The 18,485-nt window shown below is 43.1% G+C and carries 16 protein-coding genes; 14 read left to right on the plus strand and 2 right to left on the minus strand.

Annotated elements, in window-relative coordinates; all coding sequences use genetic code 11:
• The first annotated feature begins 182 nt into the window (after window positions 1–182).
• The 9 genes from G610_RS20615 (at window position 183) to G610_RS0111290 (ending at window position 11,206) form a co-directional block, all read left to right on the plus strand.
• Window positions 183–1,211, plus strand: a complete 1,029-nt coding sequence (locus G610_RS20615) for a glycosyltransferase (protein ID WP_035797419.1) — start codon at window positions 183–185, stop codon at window positions 1,209–1,211.
• Between the two features lie 118 nt (window positions 1,212–1,329).
• Window positions 1,330–1,461: a hypothetical protein gene (locus tag G610_RS23695; protein WP_256379774.1), complete on the plus strand. Its 132-nt coding sequence runs from the start codon at window positions 1,330–1,332 to the stop codon at window positions 1,459–1,461.
• Between the two features lie 1,152 nt (window positions 1,462–2,613).
• Window positions 2,614–3,825, plus strand: coding sequence for a hypothetical protein (locus G610_RS20620; protein WP_155831013.1), 1,212 nt, complete (start codon window positions 2,614–2,616; stop codon window positions 3,823–3,825).
• Window positions 3,806–5,512, plus strand: coding sequence for a glycosyltransferase family 39 protein (locus tag G610_RS0111265; protein ID WP_026524875.1), 1,707 nt, complete (start codon window positions 3,806–3,808; stop codon window positions 5,510–5,512). Before G610_RS20620 ends, G610_RS0111265 begins: the two co-directional genes overlap by 20 nt.
• Window positions 5,513–5,592: 80 nt before the next feature.
• The gene (hisC, locus tag G610_RS0111270; RefSeq protein ID WP_026524876.1) at window positions 5,593–6,654 is read left to right on the plus strand and encodes a histidinol-phosphate transaminase; all 1,062 of its coding nucleotides are present in this window, start codon (window positions 5,593–5,595) and stop codon (window positions 6,652–6,654) included.
• A gap of 137 nt (window positions 6,655–6,791) precedes the next feature.
• Window positions 6,792–7,286, plus strand: a complete 495-nt coding sequence (locus tag G610_RS0111275) for a COG2426 family protein (RefSeq protein WP_026524877.1) — start codon at window positions 6,792–6,794, stop codon at window positions 7,284–7,286.
• Window positions 7,287–7,385: 99 nt separating this feature from the next.
• Entirely contained in the window at window positions 7,386–8,273 is an 888-nt protein-coding gene (locus G610_RS0111280; RefSeq protein ID WP_026524878.1) for a class I SAM-dependent DNA methyltransferase, read from the plus strand.
• Between the two features lie 228 nt (window positions 8,274–8,501).
• Window positions 8,502–9,479, plus strand: coding sequence for a hypothetical protein (locus G610_RS0111285; protein WP_026524879.1), 978 nt, complete (start codon window positions 8,502–8,504; stop codon window positions 9,477–9,479).
• Between the two features lie 188 nt (window positions 9,480–9,667).
• Window positions 9,668–11,206: a hypothetical protein gene (locus G610_RS0111290; RefSeq protein WP_026524880.1), complete on the plus strand. Its 1,539-nt coding sequence runs from the start codon at window positions 9,668–9,670 to the stop codon at window positions 11,204–11,206.
• Here G610_RS0111290 and dapF read toward each other — a convergent pair.
• Complete coding sequence (gene dapF, locus G610_RS0111295; RefSeq protein ID WP_026524881.1) at window positions 11,181–12,047, minus strand: diaminopimelate epimerase; 867 nt, start codon at window positions 12,045–12,047, stop codon at window positions 11,181–11,183. The two genes, G610_RS0111290 and dapF, sit on opposite strands and share 26 nt — an antisense overlap.
• Before the next feature lie 240 nt (window positions 12,048–12,287).
• Here dapF and G610_RS0111300 point away from each other — a divergent pair, with 240 nt between their 5' ends.
• The 3 genes from G610_RS0111300 to G610_RS0111310 all read left to right on the plus strand — a co-directional run bounded on the left by G610_RS0111300 (window position 12,288) and on the right by G610_RS0111310 (window position 15,443).
• Window positions 12,288–12,740 carry an ACT domain-containing protein gene (locus G610_RS0111300; RefSeq protein ID WP_026524882.1) on the plus strand — a complete coding sequence of 151 codons (453 nt, stop codon included), beginning with the start codon at window positions 12,288–12,290 and terminating at the stop codon, window positions 12,738–12,740.
• A gap of 64 nt (window positions 12,741–12,804) precedes the next feature.
• On the plus strand, window positions 12,805–14,010 hold the full coding sequence (locus tag G610_RS0111305) for a homoserine dehydrogenase (protein WP_026524883.1): 1,206 nt from the start codon (window positions 12,805–12,807) through the stop codon (window positions 14,008–14,010).
• Between the two features lie 113 nt (window positions 14,011–14,123).
• Window positions 14,124–15,443, plus strand: coding sequence for an aspartate kinase (locus G610_RS0111310; protein WP_026524884.1), 1,320 nt, complete (start codon window positions 14,124–14,126; stop codon window positions 15,441–15,443).
• 94 nt (window positions 15,444–15,537) lie between these two features.
• Here G610_RS0111310 and G610_RS0111315 read toward each other — a convergent pair whose 3' ends face one another.
• Window positions 15,538–16,311: a hypothetical protein gene (locus G610_RS0111315; protein WP_026524885.1), complete on the minus strand. Its 774-nt coding sequence runs from the start codon at window positions 16,309–16,311 to the stop codon at window positions 15,538–15,540.
• Between the two features lie 177 nt (window positions 16,312–16,488).
• Between G610_RS0111315 and G610_RS0111320 the strand changes: the two genes are divergently transcribed.
• Window positions 16,489–16,998 (plus strand): DUF6106 family protein, encoded by a 510-nt coding sequence (locus G610_RS0111320; RefSeq protein ID WP_242829646.1) that lies wholly within the window; start codon window positions 16,489–16,491, stop codon window positions 16,996–16,998.
• A 20-nt stretch (window positions 16,999–17,018) separates the two neighbouring features.
• Window positions 17,019–18,473 (plus strand): IMP dehydrogenase, encoded by a 1,455-nt coding sequence (guaB, locus tag G610_RS0111325; RefSeq protein ID WP_026524887.1) that lies wholly within the window; start codon window positions 17,019–17,021, stop codon window positions 18,471–18,473.
• Window positions 18,474–18,485: the final 12 nt, after the last annotated feature.

Here is an 18,485-nt window from a genome sequence, read left to right on the forward strand (position 1 = left end):
CTATATAAGATGAATTGAGAATTAAAGCGATCACGAAAGTGGTCGCTTTTTTCGGCTCTTGATTTCAGGTTTGCGCGGGCTGTGATTTTTGACACATTCACGCTTATTTGGTAACATATACTTGTAATTTTATCGATATTTCGAGAAGTATAAGCTTTAGCATTTTTAATGAGGGGTTAATTATGGTTACAGTAAGTTTATGCATGATCGTTAAGGATGAAGAGGACAAACTGGCTACTTGTCTGGACTGTGTGAAGGATCTGGTTGATGAGATGATCATCGTGGATACCGGTTCTACAGATAAGACAGTGGAGATAGCGGAGTCCTACGGCGCGAAGGTCTTTAAATTCGCGTGGACCGGCGATTTTTCTGATGCGAGAAATTTTTCCTTTAGACAGGCTACATGTGAATATATTTACGCTGCTGATGCGGATGAGACGATAGACGAAGAGAACAGAGAACGTTTCAAACAGCTGAAAGAAGATATTGATGATCTCGATATCGATGTGGTTCAGATGTACTATTGCAATCAGCTCAGCCACAATACAGTTTATAACTATGACAGGGAGCTTAGACCCAAGCTTTTCAGAAGGGTAAGAAGCTTTGTTTGGCAGGATCCAATCCATGAGACCATCCAGCTTGATCCCGTTGTATGCAACAGCGAGGTGGAGATTCAGCACAATCCCACAGAGGATCACGGAGAAAGAGATCTGGCTGCCTTCAGAAGAGCTGTGGACATGGGAAGCTATATTTCCAAGAGACTTCACAATCTCTATGCAAGAGAGCTCTACATGGTAGGAACAAATGAGGATTTCATTCTGGCAAAGAAGTTCTTCTCTGATTCCATAATCGATACAGGAAGAGATCTTGATCAGATTAAGGAAGCAAGCTGCGTCCTTACTCATATAGCAGTTATCGAGGATGATGTTCTTGGAGTTCTTAAGTATGCACTTAAGGATGTGACCACTATCGCATCCAGTGAGATGTGCTACGAGCTTGGAGAATTCTACAGAAAGCGCGGAGATATCGACGAAGCTATTGTGTGGTATTTTAATGCAGCCTATGAGACATCTCCTATTCTGGACGTACATCACGGCGGTGATATGCCTATGCAGAAGCTTGCTGAGTGCTACAGAGAGCTTGGCAATCTGGAGCAGGCTGAGGATTACGAGAAGGAAGCTGCCCGCTGGGAGCCTCCAAAGCCCGAGTGATAGGCTGGAGTAGGGCGGCCTGAATGCAAAAATATGGCGAGTAAAATGGTGATCACTTCATTAGAGGTGGTCACCTTTTTGATATAAGGAATAACTTTGAAATAAGAAGATGACGGTTGTGGCTATCACCTTAATCCTTGGTCTGCTTTATGACTACTTTATCTGCCATGGAATTTCAGTCAATCCTGCGCTTTGCGCACCGCGAGGCGGCTGCGGGGGTGACAGACATCCCATGGCAGATATTCTGTAGTCAAGCAGATCAAGGATATTTTTGCGCCATTGCGCGATAATTTAACAGTTAAGAGGGAGATTACAGCGTGGCAGGCCTCTGCGGGGAGACACGCAGTAATAATAGGGCAGAATTACCGCACAGGAGGGCTTTTTGGAGAAGTGCGCGGCAATAATTGGTTAATAAGGCGATGGATTGCAGCGACATGGCTTGTATATAGCGCTCGCGCGGTAATGGTAGTGCAAAGTTACTGCGCAGGAGGGCTTTTTGGAGAAGTGCGCAGCAATAATAGGTTAAGATAGTGAATGATTGCAGCGACATAGCTTGATTCTAGGCTGTGCGCGGTAATACCAAAACAAAATTACTGCGAAGCTACACAAATACTAGAAGTACGCTGCATTTTCGTATTCTTCCGGTACGAAACATAATATTTCTGATTTAGAAGTTTCAAGCAGAGGATTTGGAAGTTTCAAGCAGAGGAATCTGAGGAAAAGCCCGAAATAGAGGCGTGGAGTAAGGAGAGGCCAGAGAATTTGGGAGGTTCAAGCAGAGAAATTTGGGGAAAAGCCGGAAATAGAGGCGTGGAGCAAGGATGGACCAGCGGATTTGGAAGGTTCAAGCAGAGGAAATCGGGAAAGTTCCCGAAATAGAGGCGTGAAACAGGGAGAGGCCAGAGAATTAAGACGGTTCAAGCAGAGAAAATCGGGAAAGTTCCCAAAATAGAGGCGTGGAACAGGGAGAGGTCAGAGAATATAGAAGGTTTATGCAGAGGAAATTGGGAAAACGTCTCAAATAGAGGCGTGGAGCAAGGAGAGATCAGGGGATTTAGAAGTTTCAAGCAGAGGAATCTGAGGAAAAGCCCGAAATAGAGGCGTAGCCTGCAGCCTAACATTCCCACGATCCAAAACCTTACATTCCCACGACCTAAGCCCGCATATTTCTCCGATTAGAGCAGCGACTCTAAATGACAGAAGCAGAATACTAGTATATAATTACCATCAAGCAGACTTGTAGTAAGCTTCAAACGTATTTGCCGCTTACTAAAGTTGCTCCGCAAGGATGCGCGCAGATTTTGAAAGGAAATATGTCGCTTTCAGCGACCAAAATTCGGCGCAGCAAACGACATTGGGCTGAAGCCTAAGTCGTTTTCTATTGAAAGGACTTTAGTTAAAAGTGACCAGGAAAACTTTAGCTATAATACTTGGCGCGGTGGGGATAGTTATTGCAGGCGCACTGATCTATAAATTCACCGGCAACAACCAAATAGAAGAAACTGTTCAGGAGACGCCGGCACCGGCGTGGCACGCTGCAGACGGATACATTAAGGAGTCGGAGCCTATAGGGGAGCCTGGAAGCGCCTCGGATACAAGCTCCGAATCCGACCAAACCACAACCGAAGCCAGCACAGCCGAAGATACCTCCGACCAAACCACAACCGAAGCCAGCACAGCCGAAGATACCTCCGACCAAACCACAACTGAAGCCAGCACAACCGAAGAAGCTTCCGAGCCTGCCGCAAACGCAGAGTATTCCTTAAGTGTACCCACATATATCGGGCAGATAGGCGGCGACTACTTTATAGCCGACTGCTACCACAATCAGATTATTTACAATGATAACCTGACAGATGATCTTCTAAGCTGGAAAACTCTGGCTACGGACTTAAGTCAGCCCCATACCATGGCGGGAGATGGACAGGTCATAGTAATAGATGATACAGAGAAAAACGAAGTAAGGGTATATGAGCCATCTGAAAATGGATATAAGTACACGCAGCTCTTTACAGGGATAGGTAACAGGCCCCATTACACGGTTTATGATGAAGCAGAAAAGGCCTTTTACACCTGGAGTTCCATGTCAGGTGAGATGTATGTTTTCAGGCATGAAGAGGGCAGTACTAAGATGTACCTTACTGAGGTAAGGACCATAGCAGAGCTTAGTGGAACATATATAAGATCGTTTTATATAGAAGGAAATGATATCTATTTTGTTTCCGGAATAAGAGGGGATGGCACATCCTCGGGTATCATAAAGTGTGATAAGAACACGCTTGAAATAAAAGAAACCTACAGTGTTCCTGATTCCCTAGCGGGAATGGCAGCCATGCGATTTGATGCACCTTTTTATTACATAACCGTATCGACGGATGTGGCAGGAAGCCAGGACGCAGCCACCATGATAAGGACAAAGGATCTTAAAGGGCTTGCCACAGGCGATTATGAAGACATTTATTCAACATATTTTATGGGTGGCGGAACGCCTTATAATATGTTTAAAATAGAAGATAAGTGGTTCCTGACAGAGCACCGGATTCCCGGACATGCCATTTGGAGCTATAAAATAGACGAAAACGGAGAAATTACTGATGTCGAAACAGTGTATTGATTATAAAAAGACCACAAGAGCGTCGGTCATTATGATACTTGTGATGGCGCTTATTACAGCGGTATTACAGGGTAATTACTGGGTTTCAATTGCAGGAGGTCTTGCCGCAAGGCAGCCGCAGGTGATGATTCTTTTCCTGGTTGGGTTTGTGAGCCTTACAGCCATTTACTGTGAAGCAACAGGCAGGATCAGATTCAGACGCAAGTCAGAGGAGAAGGCAGGGACAATATCAAAGACCCTGAATCTTACCACAGAGCGCGGTATTCTCTGGACTATATGGCTTGGAATGCTGATGCGTGTGGGATACGTTCTTTTCTTTGACATTAACACCTTGCAGAACGATGGTGGTACCTACACCGGATTTGGAACAACTCAGATAAATAACGGTCATATCGGTTACATTGAGTACATTTACAAATTTTTCCATTTGCCTACAATGGACCCTTATGAATACTTTGGATATTATCATCCGCCGCTCCATCATATTATTGAGGCTCTTTGGCTTACGGTTCAGAGATTCCTTGGGGTGGCTGAAGAGCTCGCTTTTGAGAACCTTCAGATTCCTACCCTTATCTACTCGGGGCTTTGCATGGTCGTGATGCTGCAAATCCTTAAGGAGTCGGATATAAATGAGAAGTATGTCATTCCGGGTATGATGCTCTTTGCATTTCATCCCAGGATGATGGTGCTTGCAGGTTCAGTAAATAACGATATTCTGGCGCTGCTCCTTCTTCTTTGCACCATTTGGAGAACTCTCGTATGGATCAGAGAAAAGAACATCAAAAATATCGTGATGATAGCTCTTTCCCTTGGCTTTGGAATGATAAGTAAGCTAAATACCGCTATCTGTGCTTTTTCAATAGCAGTCATTTTCCTGATCGTGCTTGTAAATGCATTTAAGGATGGCAACCTTCTTGTAAGAAAAAATATTATCACTCAGTTTGTGGTTTTTGCAGTAATCTGTGTTCCCATCGGTTTGTCATATATAGTACGTAACATGGTACTTTTTGGGGAAAAGCCGGGAATACCTTCACCTGCAATTATTCCCAATGAGTCAGTGATGTATACAGGCCCGTATTCCGTGTGGTCCATAATCGGAATACCTGCTTTATCGGATTGGAATGCGGCATTTCCTTTCCATCCCATAAGCGCAGAGGCCAGCCATAATACCTGGGTTATTCTGTTCCAGACAGGTCTTTTTGCTGAGGCTTATCCGGCAGGAATGAACGACTATCTGTTGTCGGTTGCTCAGATAGCCTATGTTGCTTCCATAATTACTGCTGTTGCAACTACAATCGTTTTCCTTTGGGTATACCTTAAAAAGCTTGTAAAGGAGACAAGAAAGATCAGATATTCCCTTGCATATCCCACAGATGAGGAGCGCGCAAAGGGTGTTATCAGCACAGAGGAAGCCCTTAACCATATGGAGAGAAGTGTTTTCCTGTGGATTACATACGTGTTCATGCTGCTTAGCTTCTGCCTGTATGTGTTTAAATATCCTTATACCTGCAGCAGCGACTTTAGGTATATGACAGCTTGTCTGGTATTCACATCCATAGGCTTTGTGGATGTTCAGACCGTTTGTGGCAAGGGAGCACGAAAAGTAGTTAAATTTATCGTAAATACAGCAATGGCGGCGTGCCTTATAGGTTCACTGCTTGTTTATATGTTCTGGGATATCGCGTGACGGCTTTAGAGAATTGCCGAGAGGTGATTTAAAGAGGCGCGGTTTTGATATACCAGGCATAGTTTAAAGAGGAGATCATTATGAGTTATGAAAAGTTTGTCAGGAAGGTATCACCTTACGTTCCGGGGGAGCAGCCAAAGGACAGAAACATTATCAAGATCAATACAAACGAATGTCCTTATCCGCCTGCACCAAAAGTAACAGAGCTTATTGAAAACATGAAATATGAGGATCTGCGTCTTTATCCGGATCCTGAAGCGGCAACACTTGTGGATGCCCTTTCAAAGTACTATAAGGTTCCGACAGATCAGATTTTTGTGGGTGTGGGATCGGATGATGTACTTGCTATGGCTTATCTTACTTTCTTTAATTCCGATAAGCCCATTCTTTTCCCGGATATAACATATTCTTTCTATGATGTGTGGGCAGAGCTTTACAGGGTTCCTTACAAACAGATCCCGCTACGCGATGATTTCACAATAGATTTTGATGATTACATGCCGGAAAATAATCCTAACAGCGGCATCATAATCGCCAATCCCAACGCACCTGTCGGAATCTATGAGCCTGTATCCAAAATTGAAAAAGTGATTGCTGCAAACCCTGATTCTGTGGTAATCGTAGACGAGGCATATATTGATTTTGGCGGGGAGAGCGCCCTGCCTCTCATTGATAAATATGAAAACCTTCTGGTGGTTCAGACCTTCTCCAAATCAAGAGCTATGGCAGGAATGCGCATAGGCTTTGCTTTTGGTTCAAAGAAGCTTATAGGCTATTTGAGAGACGTAAAGTTCTCCTTCAACTCGTACACCATGAACAGACCTACATTGGAGCTTGGAGTGGCAGCAGTTGAGGATGATAAGTACTTTAAGGATACCTGCGCAAAAATCATAGCTACAAGAGAGAGGGTTAAAAAGCAGCTTACTGAGCTTGGATTTACTTTCCCTGATTCTAAGAGCAACTTTATCTTCGCAAAACATAGCACTGTTTCCGGTAATGATATTTTTGAAGAGCTGAAAAAGAGAGGCATATATGTACGTCACTGGAACGCAGACAGAATAAGCGATTACCTGCGAATCAGTATCGGTACTGACGAAGAGATGGATAAGCTTATCGAAGCTCTTGTTGAAATTGTTGGTTGATTTGCCATCTTCTCCGGTAGTGCAAATTCTAAAAGCCTTGATGTAATAATAGTATTCTGTTAAAATTGTGCCTTGGAATGTTTTGAATGCCGCATGACTATTTTGTCGGCACATGAATTAACAGAGAGGTTTTTGAAATGTTAAAGAAATATCTTATAGTATTTTTATGGTCAATGGTTCCCCTTTTTGAGCTTAGAGGAGCTATTCCGATAGCACATGGTATAAATGCTACCGATCCGGAGTTTAATCTGTTACTTGCTTATATAGTTATAGCCATCGGCAATATGATTCCCATGCCTTTTATTTTCTTCTTTGCAAGAACCGTACTTGAGTGGGGTAAGGATAAGCCTGTAATCGGCAAGTTCTTCACATTCTGTCTTGAGAAGGGTGAAAAGGGCGGCTTGAAGCTTCAGGAGAAGGCAGGAAAAGGTCTTTACTGGGCACTCCTCTTATTCGTTGGAATCCCTGTGCCGGGAACGGGTGCATGGACAGGCACACTGGCGGCATCAATCCTTGATATGGATTTTAAAAAGAGCGTCCTTGCTGTGATTGGCGGAATTGCTCTTGCAGGTACCATTATGGGTATCGTAAGCTTCCTTGGCGTAAGCGCGATCACAGGAATTGCCGGCTGATAAGTGCAGACTTTCGTATCTATGAAATTTACGAAGTTGCACTGATTAAGTGAAAACTTTAGAATGGGTATAGAATTACATTTATAGTAGGAGCAGCTTATGGAAGCCTATACCGATTTTGCAAAAGTATATGATGAATTTATGGACGAGACCCCATATCACGACTGGGCTGTGTATATATCGCAGCTCATTTCGGGATATGGGATTTCTGCGCCTTATAAGAAAAATGTCGCAGATGATAATGGCAGCGCAGATGAAACTATAGAAAGTGTTGAGACACTTGAAGAAAGCCTTGATGAGGATTCAGAAGAGGCGCTGCTTCTTCAGGAAAAAAATCTCGTGGTGGAGCTTGGCTGCGGAACCGGCAGCTTTACAGAGGAGATGGCGAATCTGGGATATGACATGATTGGCATCGATAACTCAGGTGACATGCTTGGAATAGCCCGTCAGAAGATGGAGAAGGCAGGCCTTGATATCATGTATCTTGAACAGGATATGTGCGAGCTGGATCTTTTCTGTACGGCAGGAACCATTGTCAGTGTGTGTGACAGCGTCAATTACCTTATAGAAGATGAACAGGTAAGGAAGGCCTTTACGAAGGTAAATAACTACCTTTATCCCGGCGGATTGTTCTTATTCGACTTTAATACCCTTCATAAGTACAGGGATGTTATCGGCGATGTGACCATAGCTGAGAACCGTGAAGACTGCAGCTTCATCTGGGAGAACTTTTTCGACGTTGATACCAATATCAATGAGTATGACCTTACTCTGTTTGTGAAAAAGGAGACGGATGGAGCAGAAGATCTCTTTGAGAGGTCCATAGAGACTCATCTTCAAAGGGGCTATACGCTTGACGAGATGAAGGCCTTTGTTGAGCAGGCGGGAATGACCTTTATTAAGGCCATAGACGCGGATACTCACGAAGAACCCACTGAGGATAGCGAGAGAATCTATGTCCTTGCCAGAGAGCATGGGAAGGCATGAGAGAAAATGAAATAAATATTCAGAAGTGCGAATTTTTGGAGCTTTAAAGAAATAAAATTTCAAAGTAATATTTATGAAGAATATCTAAAAAAACACGTGACAAAAACTGTCAATGACAGAGCTTTGCTGCGTGTTTTTTTGCGCTTTTGCCGATGCTAGAATTAAAGTATGAAGTGTAGAAAGGGTGTGGGAGCCTGTCCCATTATGTGGTTAAAAAGGAGAGTGCTTATGAGGAGAAGAATTTTATCCATACTACTGATATTTGCAATTATGCTGGCTATGATGCCTGTTTCTGCAAGGGCTGCTGCTACAGATCAGGAGACTGCAAAAGAGACCACTACACATGATATGCTTGCGCAGTCCATTCCGGAATCAGAAGTAGCAGAGCCTATGTTTACCGATGGATTTGAAAAAGTCACGGACAACAAAGCCTATGTAAATGACGATGGCAAGCTTGTTGGAAAAAATATCTGGATTCAGGGAAAGGCCTTCTTTTATGAAGCAAACACCGGAAGCCTTATTGTAACCAATGATACCACTGCCTGGGTTGTAAACTGCGGCGATAAGCCCACAGAGAATTTTAAGAAGCTGATGAACAGTATAGTAGATAAGGACATCAGAGTGTTTGGTAAGTTCACCGGATGGACCGATTATGATGCTCCCGGAATTTCATTTTTGTATAAGGATGAGTACATGACTACTCCATACAGAATTGAGACCCTTGATAATAAGACCAGAATTTCATACTGCGACTATGCATTTGAGACGCCTAAGTACGATAAAGAGAGGAAGATCGGCAGTTATACATTTAAAGAATCATCAGCCTATGAAGTAGAGGAAGAGCAGCAGATGATAAGCTACAACCTGAGCAAGGATACCATGGCTTATATGCTGATTCAATGCGAGGATTTAAGTGGTGATGAATACAAAGCCCTGAACCAGGATCAGCTCCATGAACTCTTCGTGGGAATCATGGAAGGAATGTATCCCAATATTGTGTATAAAGAGGATGTGGAGATAGGCGGAAGGAAGTTCCACATCAGTGAGATTACTATGGATCAAAATGGCATTACAGTAGCTATTTACAGCTATATGGCTGTCATAGACGGATATTATTACTTTGTTGCAGTATCACAGCCGTTCTTTGCAACAGAGAGCTATAAAAAGCTTATACCAATGGCGCTGGGAATCGATACAGTTAAATAGACCACACCCCTCATGACTACACGGTAAAGCGAAGGACCTGCTCTTTATCTCCAAAGGGCAGGTCCTTCGAGCGTGCGTGGGAATTAAAAATTCATGCTTTCTTAATGGAATTTTGTCATGCTTTGTGCCAGAATATAAAATATCAAAGATATTTTTATATCTTAAGAGTCTTATGGGGGCAATTGAGTATGAACATTTCAGAAAAGCTTGATTTTCTCATGAATCTTACGAACACCAAGAATGTAGCTTTGGGAAAGGCTCTTTCCTTCGATCCGTCATATATCAGCAGAATCCGGTCAGGAAGCCGCGGCACGCCTAAAAATCAGCCTTTTTCCAGGGAGGTTGCCGCATATTTTTCAAGGAATATAAAAGATACGTACCAGATAGAAGCTGTATCCAAGATGATATTTGGAAGCGATGCTCTGCCCATCGATAAGGAGGACCTCGAAAGCAGCCTGTATAAGTGGCTTGAGCAGGGGAGCGGTAACAGCGAACAGGCGCCGGTAGTAAATCTTATTTCAGATATCACAAATATGCTTGATAGTGGTAAGGGACAGGTGCCATCTGTTGATATATCTTTTGATGATTCAGTCATAACAACTGCTCCTGATGACAAGATAGTGCCCATGAACGCATTTTACGGGAATCAGGGCAAAAGAGAAGGCGTAAAGCGCTTTTTGATGACGCTTGTCATGAAAAAGAAACCATTTCGGCTGTTTTTGTATTCTGATGAGGATATGAGCTGGCTCTATGAGAATCCTGAGTTTTCAAGGGGATGGGCAATGCTTTTACTGCAGCTTCTAAAAAACGGATCCCGCATACAGATAATCCACACCATAAGCAGAGATCTGGTGGAGATGATGGAGGCCATAAGAAAATGGATGCCTCTTTATTCAACAGGGGCAATTGAGCCATATTATTATCCAAAACTAAGGGATGGAGTATACAGGAGATCACTTTTTATAGCACAGGGTCATTCTGCCCTTGTGTCCACTTCTGTTGAGAATAAAACAGATGATATGGTAAATCTCCTTGTGAGAAATACCGATGTGGTTGCAGCCCTTGAGAAGGAGTACAGCAACTACTTTGAACTTTGCAGACCGCTTATGAAGATGTTTTCTGCAAAGAACAGGGATGTGTTTATGGACCTTCTTCTGAACGAAGACGTGTCAGGCGGACAGTTCTATATGTCAAATCCTTTGCCTTCTATCTGGACAATGCCGGAAGGACTTGCTAAGAAACTTGCAGAAAAAGCAGGTGATCCCGCAATTATCAAAGTGGCAGCGAAGCTGAGAAAGAATATGACATCGCTCCTTGAAAACGGCGGTAAGATAACAGAGATTATCTCAAGGAATATGACCGGGGATGAGCTGGAAAAGGGCATGACTCTGCCACTTTCTGATATGATAGGATCTGCAGAGTACATCTACAGCGCAGAAGATTACATCTGTCATTTAAAAGAGACTCAAAGGCTTTGCGATAAATATGAGGGCTACAGAGTGTTCATTTCAGACAGCATACCTTCGACACTGCTTGTTATGTCCCATTCTGAATCCGATACCATAATCGCCGGAGCCAGTGTGCCCACAGCTGCGTTTTGCATAGCCCACAGACAGTTTTCCTTTGCTTTTTATGAGTACATGGAGCGCATAGAAAAAGACAGCGAACACCGAAAGGCCGGTAATACGCTGTCTGAATATCTTAAACGTCTCCTTCAAAAACGGTAGTGGCAGGACCTGTCATGAAGACGGTGTTCTGTTCACGATCCCATTTACACTTAATCTCACCACCTCTGACATGAATTGTTATATTGTCGGAGGTGTGATCATTTAATACGCAGGCAACTACTGTAGCACAGCATCCTGTGCCGCAGGCGAGAGTCTCGCCTGTTCCGCGCTCCCACACACGCATGTGGACGTTTTCTCTGTCATCTATTGTTACGAATTCTGTATTTATTCCCTTAGGGAAAAATGTATGATGTTCGAATCTGGGTCCGATCTTCTCAAGATCCAGGGAGTCTAAATCCATGCCCCTGTTCAGGAAAACGACTGCGTGGGGATTACCCATTGATACGCAGGTGATATTGTATTCCTTGTCCATAACAGTGATGGGGTAGTTTACAATCTGACTTGAATTCATAGCCCTCTCATCAGGAAGAGCAAGGGGTATCTCAACAGGCGTTAGGATAGGTGCACCCATATTCACTCTGACGCTTGTAACGATGTTGTCCTCGGTTTTAAGGTCAAGGATTCTGACCCTGCCGCCGCTTACGATCTTAAGCCTGGTCTTATCGGTAAGACCCTTGTCATAGACGAACTTAGCGACGCATCTGATGCCGTTTCCGCACATTTCAGAGTAGGAACCGTCAGCATTGTACATCTCCATCTCAAAGTCAGCCAGGTCATCTTCAAACTTGTTTATGAAAATAACGCCGTCGCCGCCTATGCCAAAATGTCTGTCGCTTAAGTATCTTACAAGCTCAGGCTTTTCTTCTTTTGCGATTTTTTCTTTGCTGCCGTCTATATAAATATAGTCGTTTCCGCAGCCGTGCATTTTAGTAAAGTGCATATTTTGTCTCCATTCATGCAATTTAAAACATATTGTGATTATACTCAGTTTTTTTATGTGATGTCAAAGCTCTTAAAGAACTTTTTCGATTTAATTCATTAAAGTTCTTGCCAAGGAAAAAGATCTGTGATAATATCGTTCAAGGGCGCACAAATGTCCGCGGTACAAAAACACTCTAAAATTCAGTTTTTATGCGACTTGGACACGCAGCGCCAATCTTATTATTTCAGAGGAAGTAGTATGAAGGAAGAAACCGGATATTATGTTTTGAAAAAACAGGCGGTGCCGGAGGTTTTGCTGAAGGTTCTCGAAGCCAAGAAGCTTCTTGATACCGGAAAATGTAAGACTGTAAACGAAGCATCCGAGCGCCTTGGTATAAGTCGCAGTTCTTTTTACAAATACAAGGACGACATATATGAATTCCATGACAGTTTGCAGGGTACCACACTTACACTTAACCTGCAGATGGATGATGAGCTTGGAGTTCTCTCAGATGTTCTTAGGATAATTTCTGAATGTGGTGCGAATATACTGACAATTCATCAGGCAATACCTTATAATGGAGTTGCGGCTCTCTCGGTAGGAATTCAGGTTTTACCTACTACCAGAGACATCGCAGAGCTTCTTATGAAGCTTGAGTCCGCGCCTCGTGTACACAGGGTGCAGATTATTGGTAGAAACGCCGAAGTATAAGGAAGAAGGAAATTTATCTATACAGACTTAATCAGACAGACTTATTTAAGAGGAGGAATTCGTAATGGCAAAGATCGCGGTTTTAGGATATGGCACTGTGGGGAGCGGTGTTGCATATGTTTTGGATACAAACGGTGCGCAGGTCGCAGACAGCGCAGGCGAAGATATTGAGCTTAAATACATCCTCGATCTTCGTGATTTTCCCGGGGATAAGCATGAATCAATAGTCGTTCATGATATCGATGTGATCTTAAATGATCCTGAGGTAGAAGTAATCTGCGAGACTATGGGAGGAATCGAGCCTGCTTTTACTTTTGAAAAGAAAGCACTTGAAGCAGGTAAGAGCGTATGTACATCTAATAAAGAGCTGGTTGCGGCTCACGGCCCTGAACTTGTTGAGCTGGCAAAGAAAAACAATGTCAGCTACCTGTTCGAGGCAAGCGTCGGAGGTGGTATCCCGGTGCTTCGCTCCATGAATGATTCAATCAGACATGAGAGACTTGATTCCATTAGAGGTATCCTCAATGGAACCACCAACTACATCCTTACCAAGATGGATAAGGAAAAGGCAGATTTCGATTCTGTTCTTAAGGTTGCTCAGGAAAAGGGTTACGCTGAGAGAAATCCTGAGGCAGATATTGAGGGACATGATGCCTGCAGAAAGACAGCTATCCTTGCTTCTATAATGAGCGGTCAGTTCGTTAAGCACGAGGATATCTATACAGAAGGAATCACCAAGATCAGCTCTGAGGATTTCGAATATGCAAGAAGCCTTGGAAGAGCCATTAAGCTCCTTGGAAGCTGTGAGAGAAAAAATGGAAAGTTCTTCGCAATGGTAGCACCCTTCATGGTTGGTGCGGACAATCCGCTCTCTACCGTTAACGGAGTTTTCAATGCAATAGATGTTCACGGAAATATGCTGGGCGACGTTATGTACTATGGAAAAGGCGCCGGCAAGGAAGCCACAGCTTCTGCTGTTGTAGCTGACGTGATCGACATAGTAAAGCACAGGGGCAAGCACATCGACTGGAATCTTAGAAATGTTCCTGCACAGGTTGAGTCCAACGAGCATGCAGAGAGACAGTTCTTTGTAAGAGTTGAGGCAGCAGCTAAGGACGCAGCTCTTGCCCAGTTCCCCGGTGCCCGGGAAGTTACAGCATCAGGCGTAAGCGGTGAATTCGCATTTGTTACAGAAGTTATTTCTGAAAAAGCATTTGAAGAAAAATTAACAGTACTCGGCAATGTCAAAGGTTATATCAGATTACTGTAAGAAATGATTTTAACATCCCCGAATCGTAGATTTAAGGATGTTACGAAATCCTGTTTTTTGATGGGAAACAGGATTTTATATGATATGAGGATTTTGAGAGGAGATTATGAAAAGTGAGTAAGGTAGTAAAATTCGGCGGAAGCTCCTGCGCTGATGCCAATCAGTTCAAGAAGGTCGCAGAGATCATTCACGCAGATGCAGAGAGAAGATTCGTAGTAGTTTCTGCTCCCGGTAAACGCAGCGATAGCGACACGAAGGTTACTGATATGTTGTATCAGACCTATGCACTTGCTGAAGCAGGAAAAGATTTTTCCAAGCAGCTTGCGGCAATCGAGGCCAGATATAATGAGATTATCAAGGGACTTAAGCTTAAGCTTTCTCTTAAGGATCAGTTTGCTGAGATTGAGAAGCAGTTTAAGGCAAAAGCCGGAAAAGACTACGCTGCATCAAGAGGTGAATATCTTAACGGTGTTCTGATGGCAAACTATCTTGGCTTTGAGTTTATAGATCCCAAGGAAGTTGTTCTTTTTGATGATGATGATTCATTTGATGCAGAGATCACCAACAGAAGAGTCGCTAAGAGACTTAAGGGTGTTGAGAATGCAGTAATCCCGGGATTCTACGGTGCTTACGAGGATGGCAAAATAAAGACCTTCTCAAGAGGAGGATCGGATATCACAGGTTCTATCATTGCAAGAGCTATTCATGCTGATGTTTATGAGAACTGGACTGATGTATCAGGATTCCTTGTAGCGGATCCCAGAATCGTTGACAGACCGCAGCCCATCGAGACTATCACTTATACAGAGCTTCGAGAGCTTGCATACATGGGTGCATCGGTTCTTCATGAGGATGCGATTTTCCCTGTAAGAAAAGAAGGTATTCCGATCAACATCAGAAATACCAACAGACCTGATGATGCAGGTACATGGATTGTAGAATCCACAGCCAAGAAATCAAAATTCACAATCACAGGTATCGCAGGTAAGAAGGGCTTTTGCTGTGTGAATATCAATAAGGACATGATGAACTCAGAGGTTGGATTTGTAAGAAGAGTTCTTCAGGCCTTTGAGGATCAGGCTATCTCCATTGAACATGTTCCTTCAGGAATCGACACAATGACAGTGTTCGTAGCTCAGGAGGATTTCATTGATAAGGAGCAGGCAGTTGTTTCGGAGATCCACCGCCTTGCAAAACCTGATCTTCTTGAGATTGAATCAGACCTTGCGCTTATCGCGGTAGTTGGTCGCGGAATGAAGAGACAGCGCGGAACAGCAGCAAGAATCTTCTCAGCTCTTGCTCATGTAAACGTAAACTGCCGAATGATCGATCAGGGTTCATCCGAGCTTAACATCATAATCGGTGTGGAGAGCAAGGACTTTGAAAAAGCAATAAAGGCCATTTACGATATCTTCGTAATGACACAGCTTTAATAGATTAAGAAAAAATAAGAGCTTCGCACATTCATTTCGGTGGATGGTGCGAAGCTCATTTTAATTGTTGCCTAATATCTTTTTTAAATACGCTTTACTTTAAAAGAAAATCGATGAAAGCCTTGGATACTTCAGGGCGCTCAGTGCTGGCAGCTATGCCGGCGATTGGTGTAACTCCGATGTAACATTCATAGTCTGTAAGCTTCTGACTGTCCTCCAGGATGATGCCCATGGGAATAGGCTGCTCCATTTCTGCAGGATCTCTTCTTACGAATTCATAGTTTCCTTCATCTTCCGCAGTTACCATCTCTCCGTTTGCGAGAGCCTTTTCAGCTTCTTCTTTGGCTTTAATAACTTCTGCGTAGTCTATGTAATATACCTTATCGCCGAGGGCTTCAAGCTCTGCCTCAGAATAAACATCTCTAAGATCGAGGAACATCTCGTTTTTGGTGAAATTCTCAAAAAGCTGAGGGTCAGCTGCGAAAACATCCAGTTCTTTTGCGGCTATCATGGCATATATTCTCTCCATGGTGGTGTAATCCATCTGACCGCCTGCTCCATCAGCTGAGAGAGAAGTTGTTGTATCGATATATACTTCTTCTTCATCTGTATTAATGCCTTGAGCTTCGGCGAATTCTGCTTCCAGGGGGTCAGATCCGATAAAGGATGCGGCATTTACAAACATGGCATTCAGTGCATAGGGCTTATTTGAGCTGATATCACGAACAAGCATGACAAGCATTATTATCGAAAAGATCGCTACAAAGGTGTGGATCTTGTAGTAATCCCAGAAATATTCAAGGTGCGCCTTGAAGCCCATGCCCTTCAAAGCCTGCCACTGGCTTCTTTTTTCTTCATTTATATTCATTTTGTAACTCCTTTTTTCCTATAATAACTTTTTGATTATAAAACAAAATTGTGAATATTATAAGAAAACTTATTTTTTTTATTAATTTTTTTCTTTTTTCTAGGTATAATTATTATTGCAAGTTATTGTATGTTAATATATCATATCCTTTAAAAAGTTAATCGGAAGGAAATCAATATGATGAATGACAACAGTTACGTAGAAGTACTGGTTGCCAGAAAAGCATCACCTTTAATGCTTGTACTTAAATATGTGCTTTTCACATTGGCAGCTCTCGCTTTTATTATGGGATTTTTGGGCGGCATGATTGTGCTCGTAATCGCATGTATAGTTTTTGCTGTAGCGGGTTACTTCGTATCACTCAATGCTTCTATTGAGTATGAGTATCAGTACTGTGAGAGAGAGATCACAGTAGACAAGATTCTTAACAAGAGCAGGAGAAAAAGGGTAGCAGTTTTTGAGACTGATAAGATGGAAGCCCTGGCTCCTTCAAGGTCCTATCATCTGGACGATTATCGTAAAAACACTAATTACAGAACACTTGATTTTTCATCTGGAACAAATGAACAGCCTGATTCTACATATACAATGTATTATGACGGCAGAGAAAAGGTTATTTTTGAACCTAACTCTCAGATGGTTGAAGCAGTTAAAAACGTGGCACCACGTAAAGTATTTACAGATTAAGGAAGGAAAGAGGAGTAATAATGGGACAGATTATCGGCGAAGGAATTACATTTGACGACGTACTTTTGGTACCTGCATATTCACAGGTTGTACCTAATGAGATTGACGTAAGCACACAGCTTACCAAGAAACTGAGACTTAATATCCCTATGATGAGTGCAGGTATGGATACAGTTACTGAGCACCGCATGGCTATCGCTATGGCAAGACAGGGTGGTATCGGTATCATTCACAAGAACATGTCAATCGAGGCTCAGGCCGATGAGGTTGATAAGGTTAAGAGATCAGAGAACGGCGTTATTACAGATCCTTTCTCACTTTCACCTGAGCATACACTTGCTGATGCTGACGCTCTTATGGCTAAGTTCAGAATTTCAGGTGTTCCGATCACAGAGGGCAAGAAGCTCGTTGGTATCATCACTAACCGTGATCTTAAATTCGAGAAGAACTTTGATCAGAAGATCAAGGACGTAATGACAAGTGAGAACCTTGTTACTGCTAAGGCAGGTATCACACTTGAAGAAGCTAAGCAGATCCTTGCAAAGTCCAAGAAGGAGAAGCTTCCTATCGTTGATGATGACTACAATCTTGTAGGACTTATTACAATTAAAGATATTGAAAAGACAATCAAGTATCCTCTTTCAGCAAAGGATGATCAGGGACGTCTTCTTTGCGGAGCAGGCGTTGGTATCAGTGCTAACTGCCTTGACCGTGTAGCAGCTCTTGTTGATGCCAAGGTTGACGTTATTGTACTTGATTCCGCACACGGACATTCAGAGAACGTTCTTAGATGCCTTCGTATGATCAAGGAAAAATTCCCGGATCTTCAGGTTATCGCTGGTAACGTTGCTACAGCTGCTGCTACAAAGGCTCTTATCGAAGCCGGTGCAGATGCTGTTAAGGTTGGTATCGGACCCGGATCTATCTGCACAACACGTGTGGTTGCAGGTATTGGTGTTCCTCAGATCACAGCTATTATGGACTGCTATTCAGTAGCAAAAGAGTATGGTATCCCGATCATCGCAGACGGTGGTATCAAGTACTCAGGAGATATCACAAAGGCAATCGCTGCAGGCGGTAACCTTGTTATGATGGGTTCAATGTTTGCAGGATGCGACGAGGCTCCCGGCGATTTCGAGCTTTTCCAGGGTAGAAAATATAAGGTTTACCGTGGAATGGGATCAATCGCAGCCATGGAGAACGGCTCTAAGGACAGATACTTCCAGGAAGGTGCCAAGAAGCTGGTTCCCGAGGGCGTTGAAGGCCGTGTAGCATACAAGGGAACTGTAGAAGATACAGTATTCCAGCTCATCGGCGGACTTCGTTCAGGTATGGGTTACTGCGGATGTGATACAATAGATAAGTTAAAAGAAAATGGTCAGTTCATTAAGATGACAAGCGCTGCACTCAAAGAGAGTCATCCTCATGATATTCACATTACAAAAGAAGCGCCTAACTACAGTGTAGACGAATAATACATATTCAAG

It is taken from the genome of Butyrivibrio sp. MB2005, assembly GCF_000424285.1.
In the GTDB taxonomy this organism is placed as follows: domain Bacteria; phylum Bacillota; class Clostridia; order Lachnospirales; family Lachnospiraceae; genus Butyrivibrio.

Coding starts and splice junctions, on each gene's coding strand:
- G610_RS0111320 (WP_242829646.1), top strand. CDS start 16,489: ATGATGAATGACAACAGTTACGTAGAAGTACTGGTTGCCAGAAAAGCA.
- G610_RS0111265 (WP_026524875.1), top strand. CDS start 3,806: ATGTCGAAACAGTGTATTGATTATAAAAAGACCACAAGAGCGTCGGTC.
- G610_RS20615 (WP_035797419.1), top strand. CDS start 183: ATGGTTACAGTAAGTTTATGCATGATCGTTAAGGATGAAGAGGACAAA.
- G610_RS0111305 (WP_026524883.1), top strand. CDS start 12,805: ATGGCAAAGATCGCGGTTTTAGGATATGGCACTGTGGGGAGCGGTGTT.
- G610_RS0111315 (WP_026524885.1), bottom strand. CDS start 16,311: ATGAATATAAATGAAGAAAAAAGAAGCCAGTGGCAGGCTTTGAAGGGC.
- G610_RS0111290 (WP_026524880.1), top strand. CDS start 9,668: ATGAACATTTCAGAAAAGCTTGATTTTCTCATGAATCTTACGAACACC.
- guaB (WP_026524887.1), top strand. CDS start 17,019: ATGGGACAGATTATCGGCGAAGGAATTACATTTGACGACGTACTTTTG.
- G610_RS0111285 (WP_026524879.1), top strand. CDS start 8,502: ATGAGGAGAAGAATTTTATCCATACTACTGATATTTGCAATTATGCTG.
- dapF (WP_026524881.1), bottom strand. CDS start 12,047: ATGCACTTTACTAAAATGCACGGCTGCGGAAACGACTATATTTATATA.
- G610_RS0111300 (WP_026524882.1), top strand. CDS start 12,288: ATGAAGGAAGAAACCGGATATTATGTTTTGAAAAAACAGGCGGTGCCG.
- hisC (WP_026524876.1), top strand. CDS start 5,593: ATGAGTTATGAAAAGTTTGTCAGGAAGGTATCACCTTACGTTCCGGGG.
- G610_RS0111280 (WP_026524878.1), top strand. CDS start 7,386: ATGGAAGCCTATACCGATTTTGCAAAAGTATATGATGAATTTATGGAC.
- G610_RS0111275 (WP_026524877.1), top strand. CDS start 6,792: ATGTTAAAGAAATATCTTATAGTATTTTTATGGTCAATGGTTCCCCTT.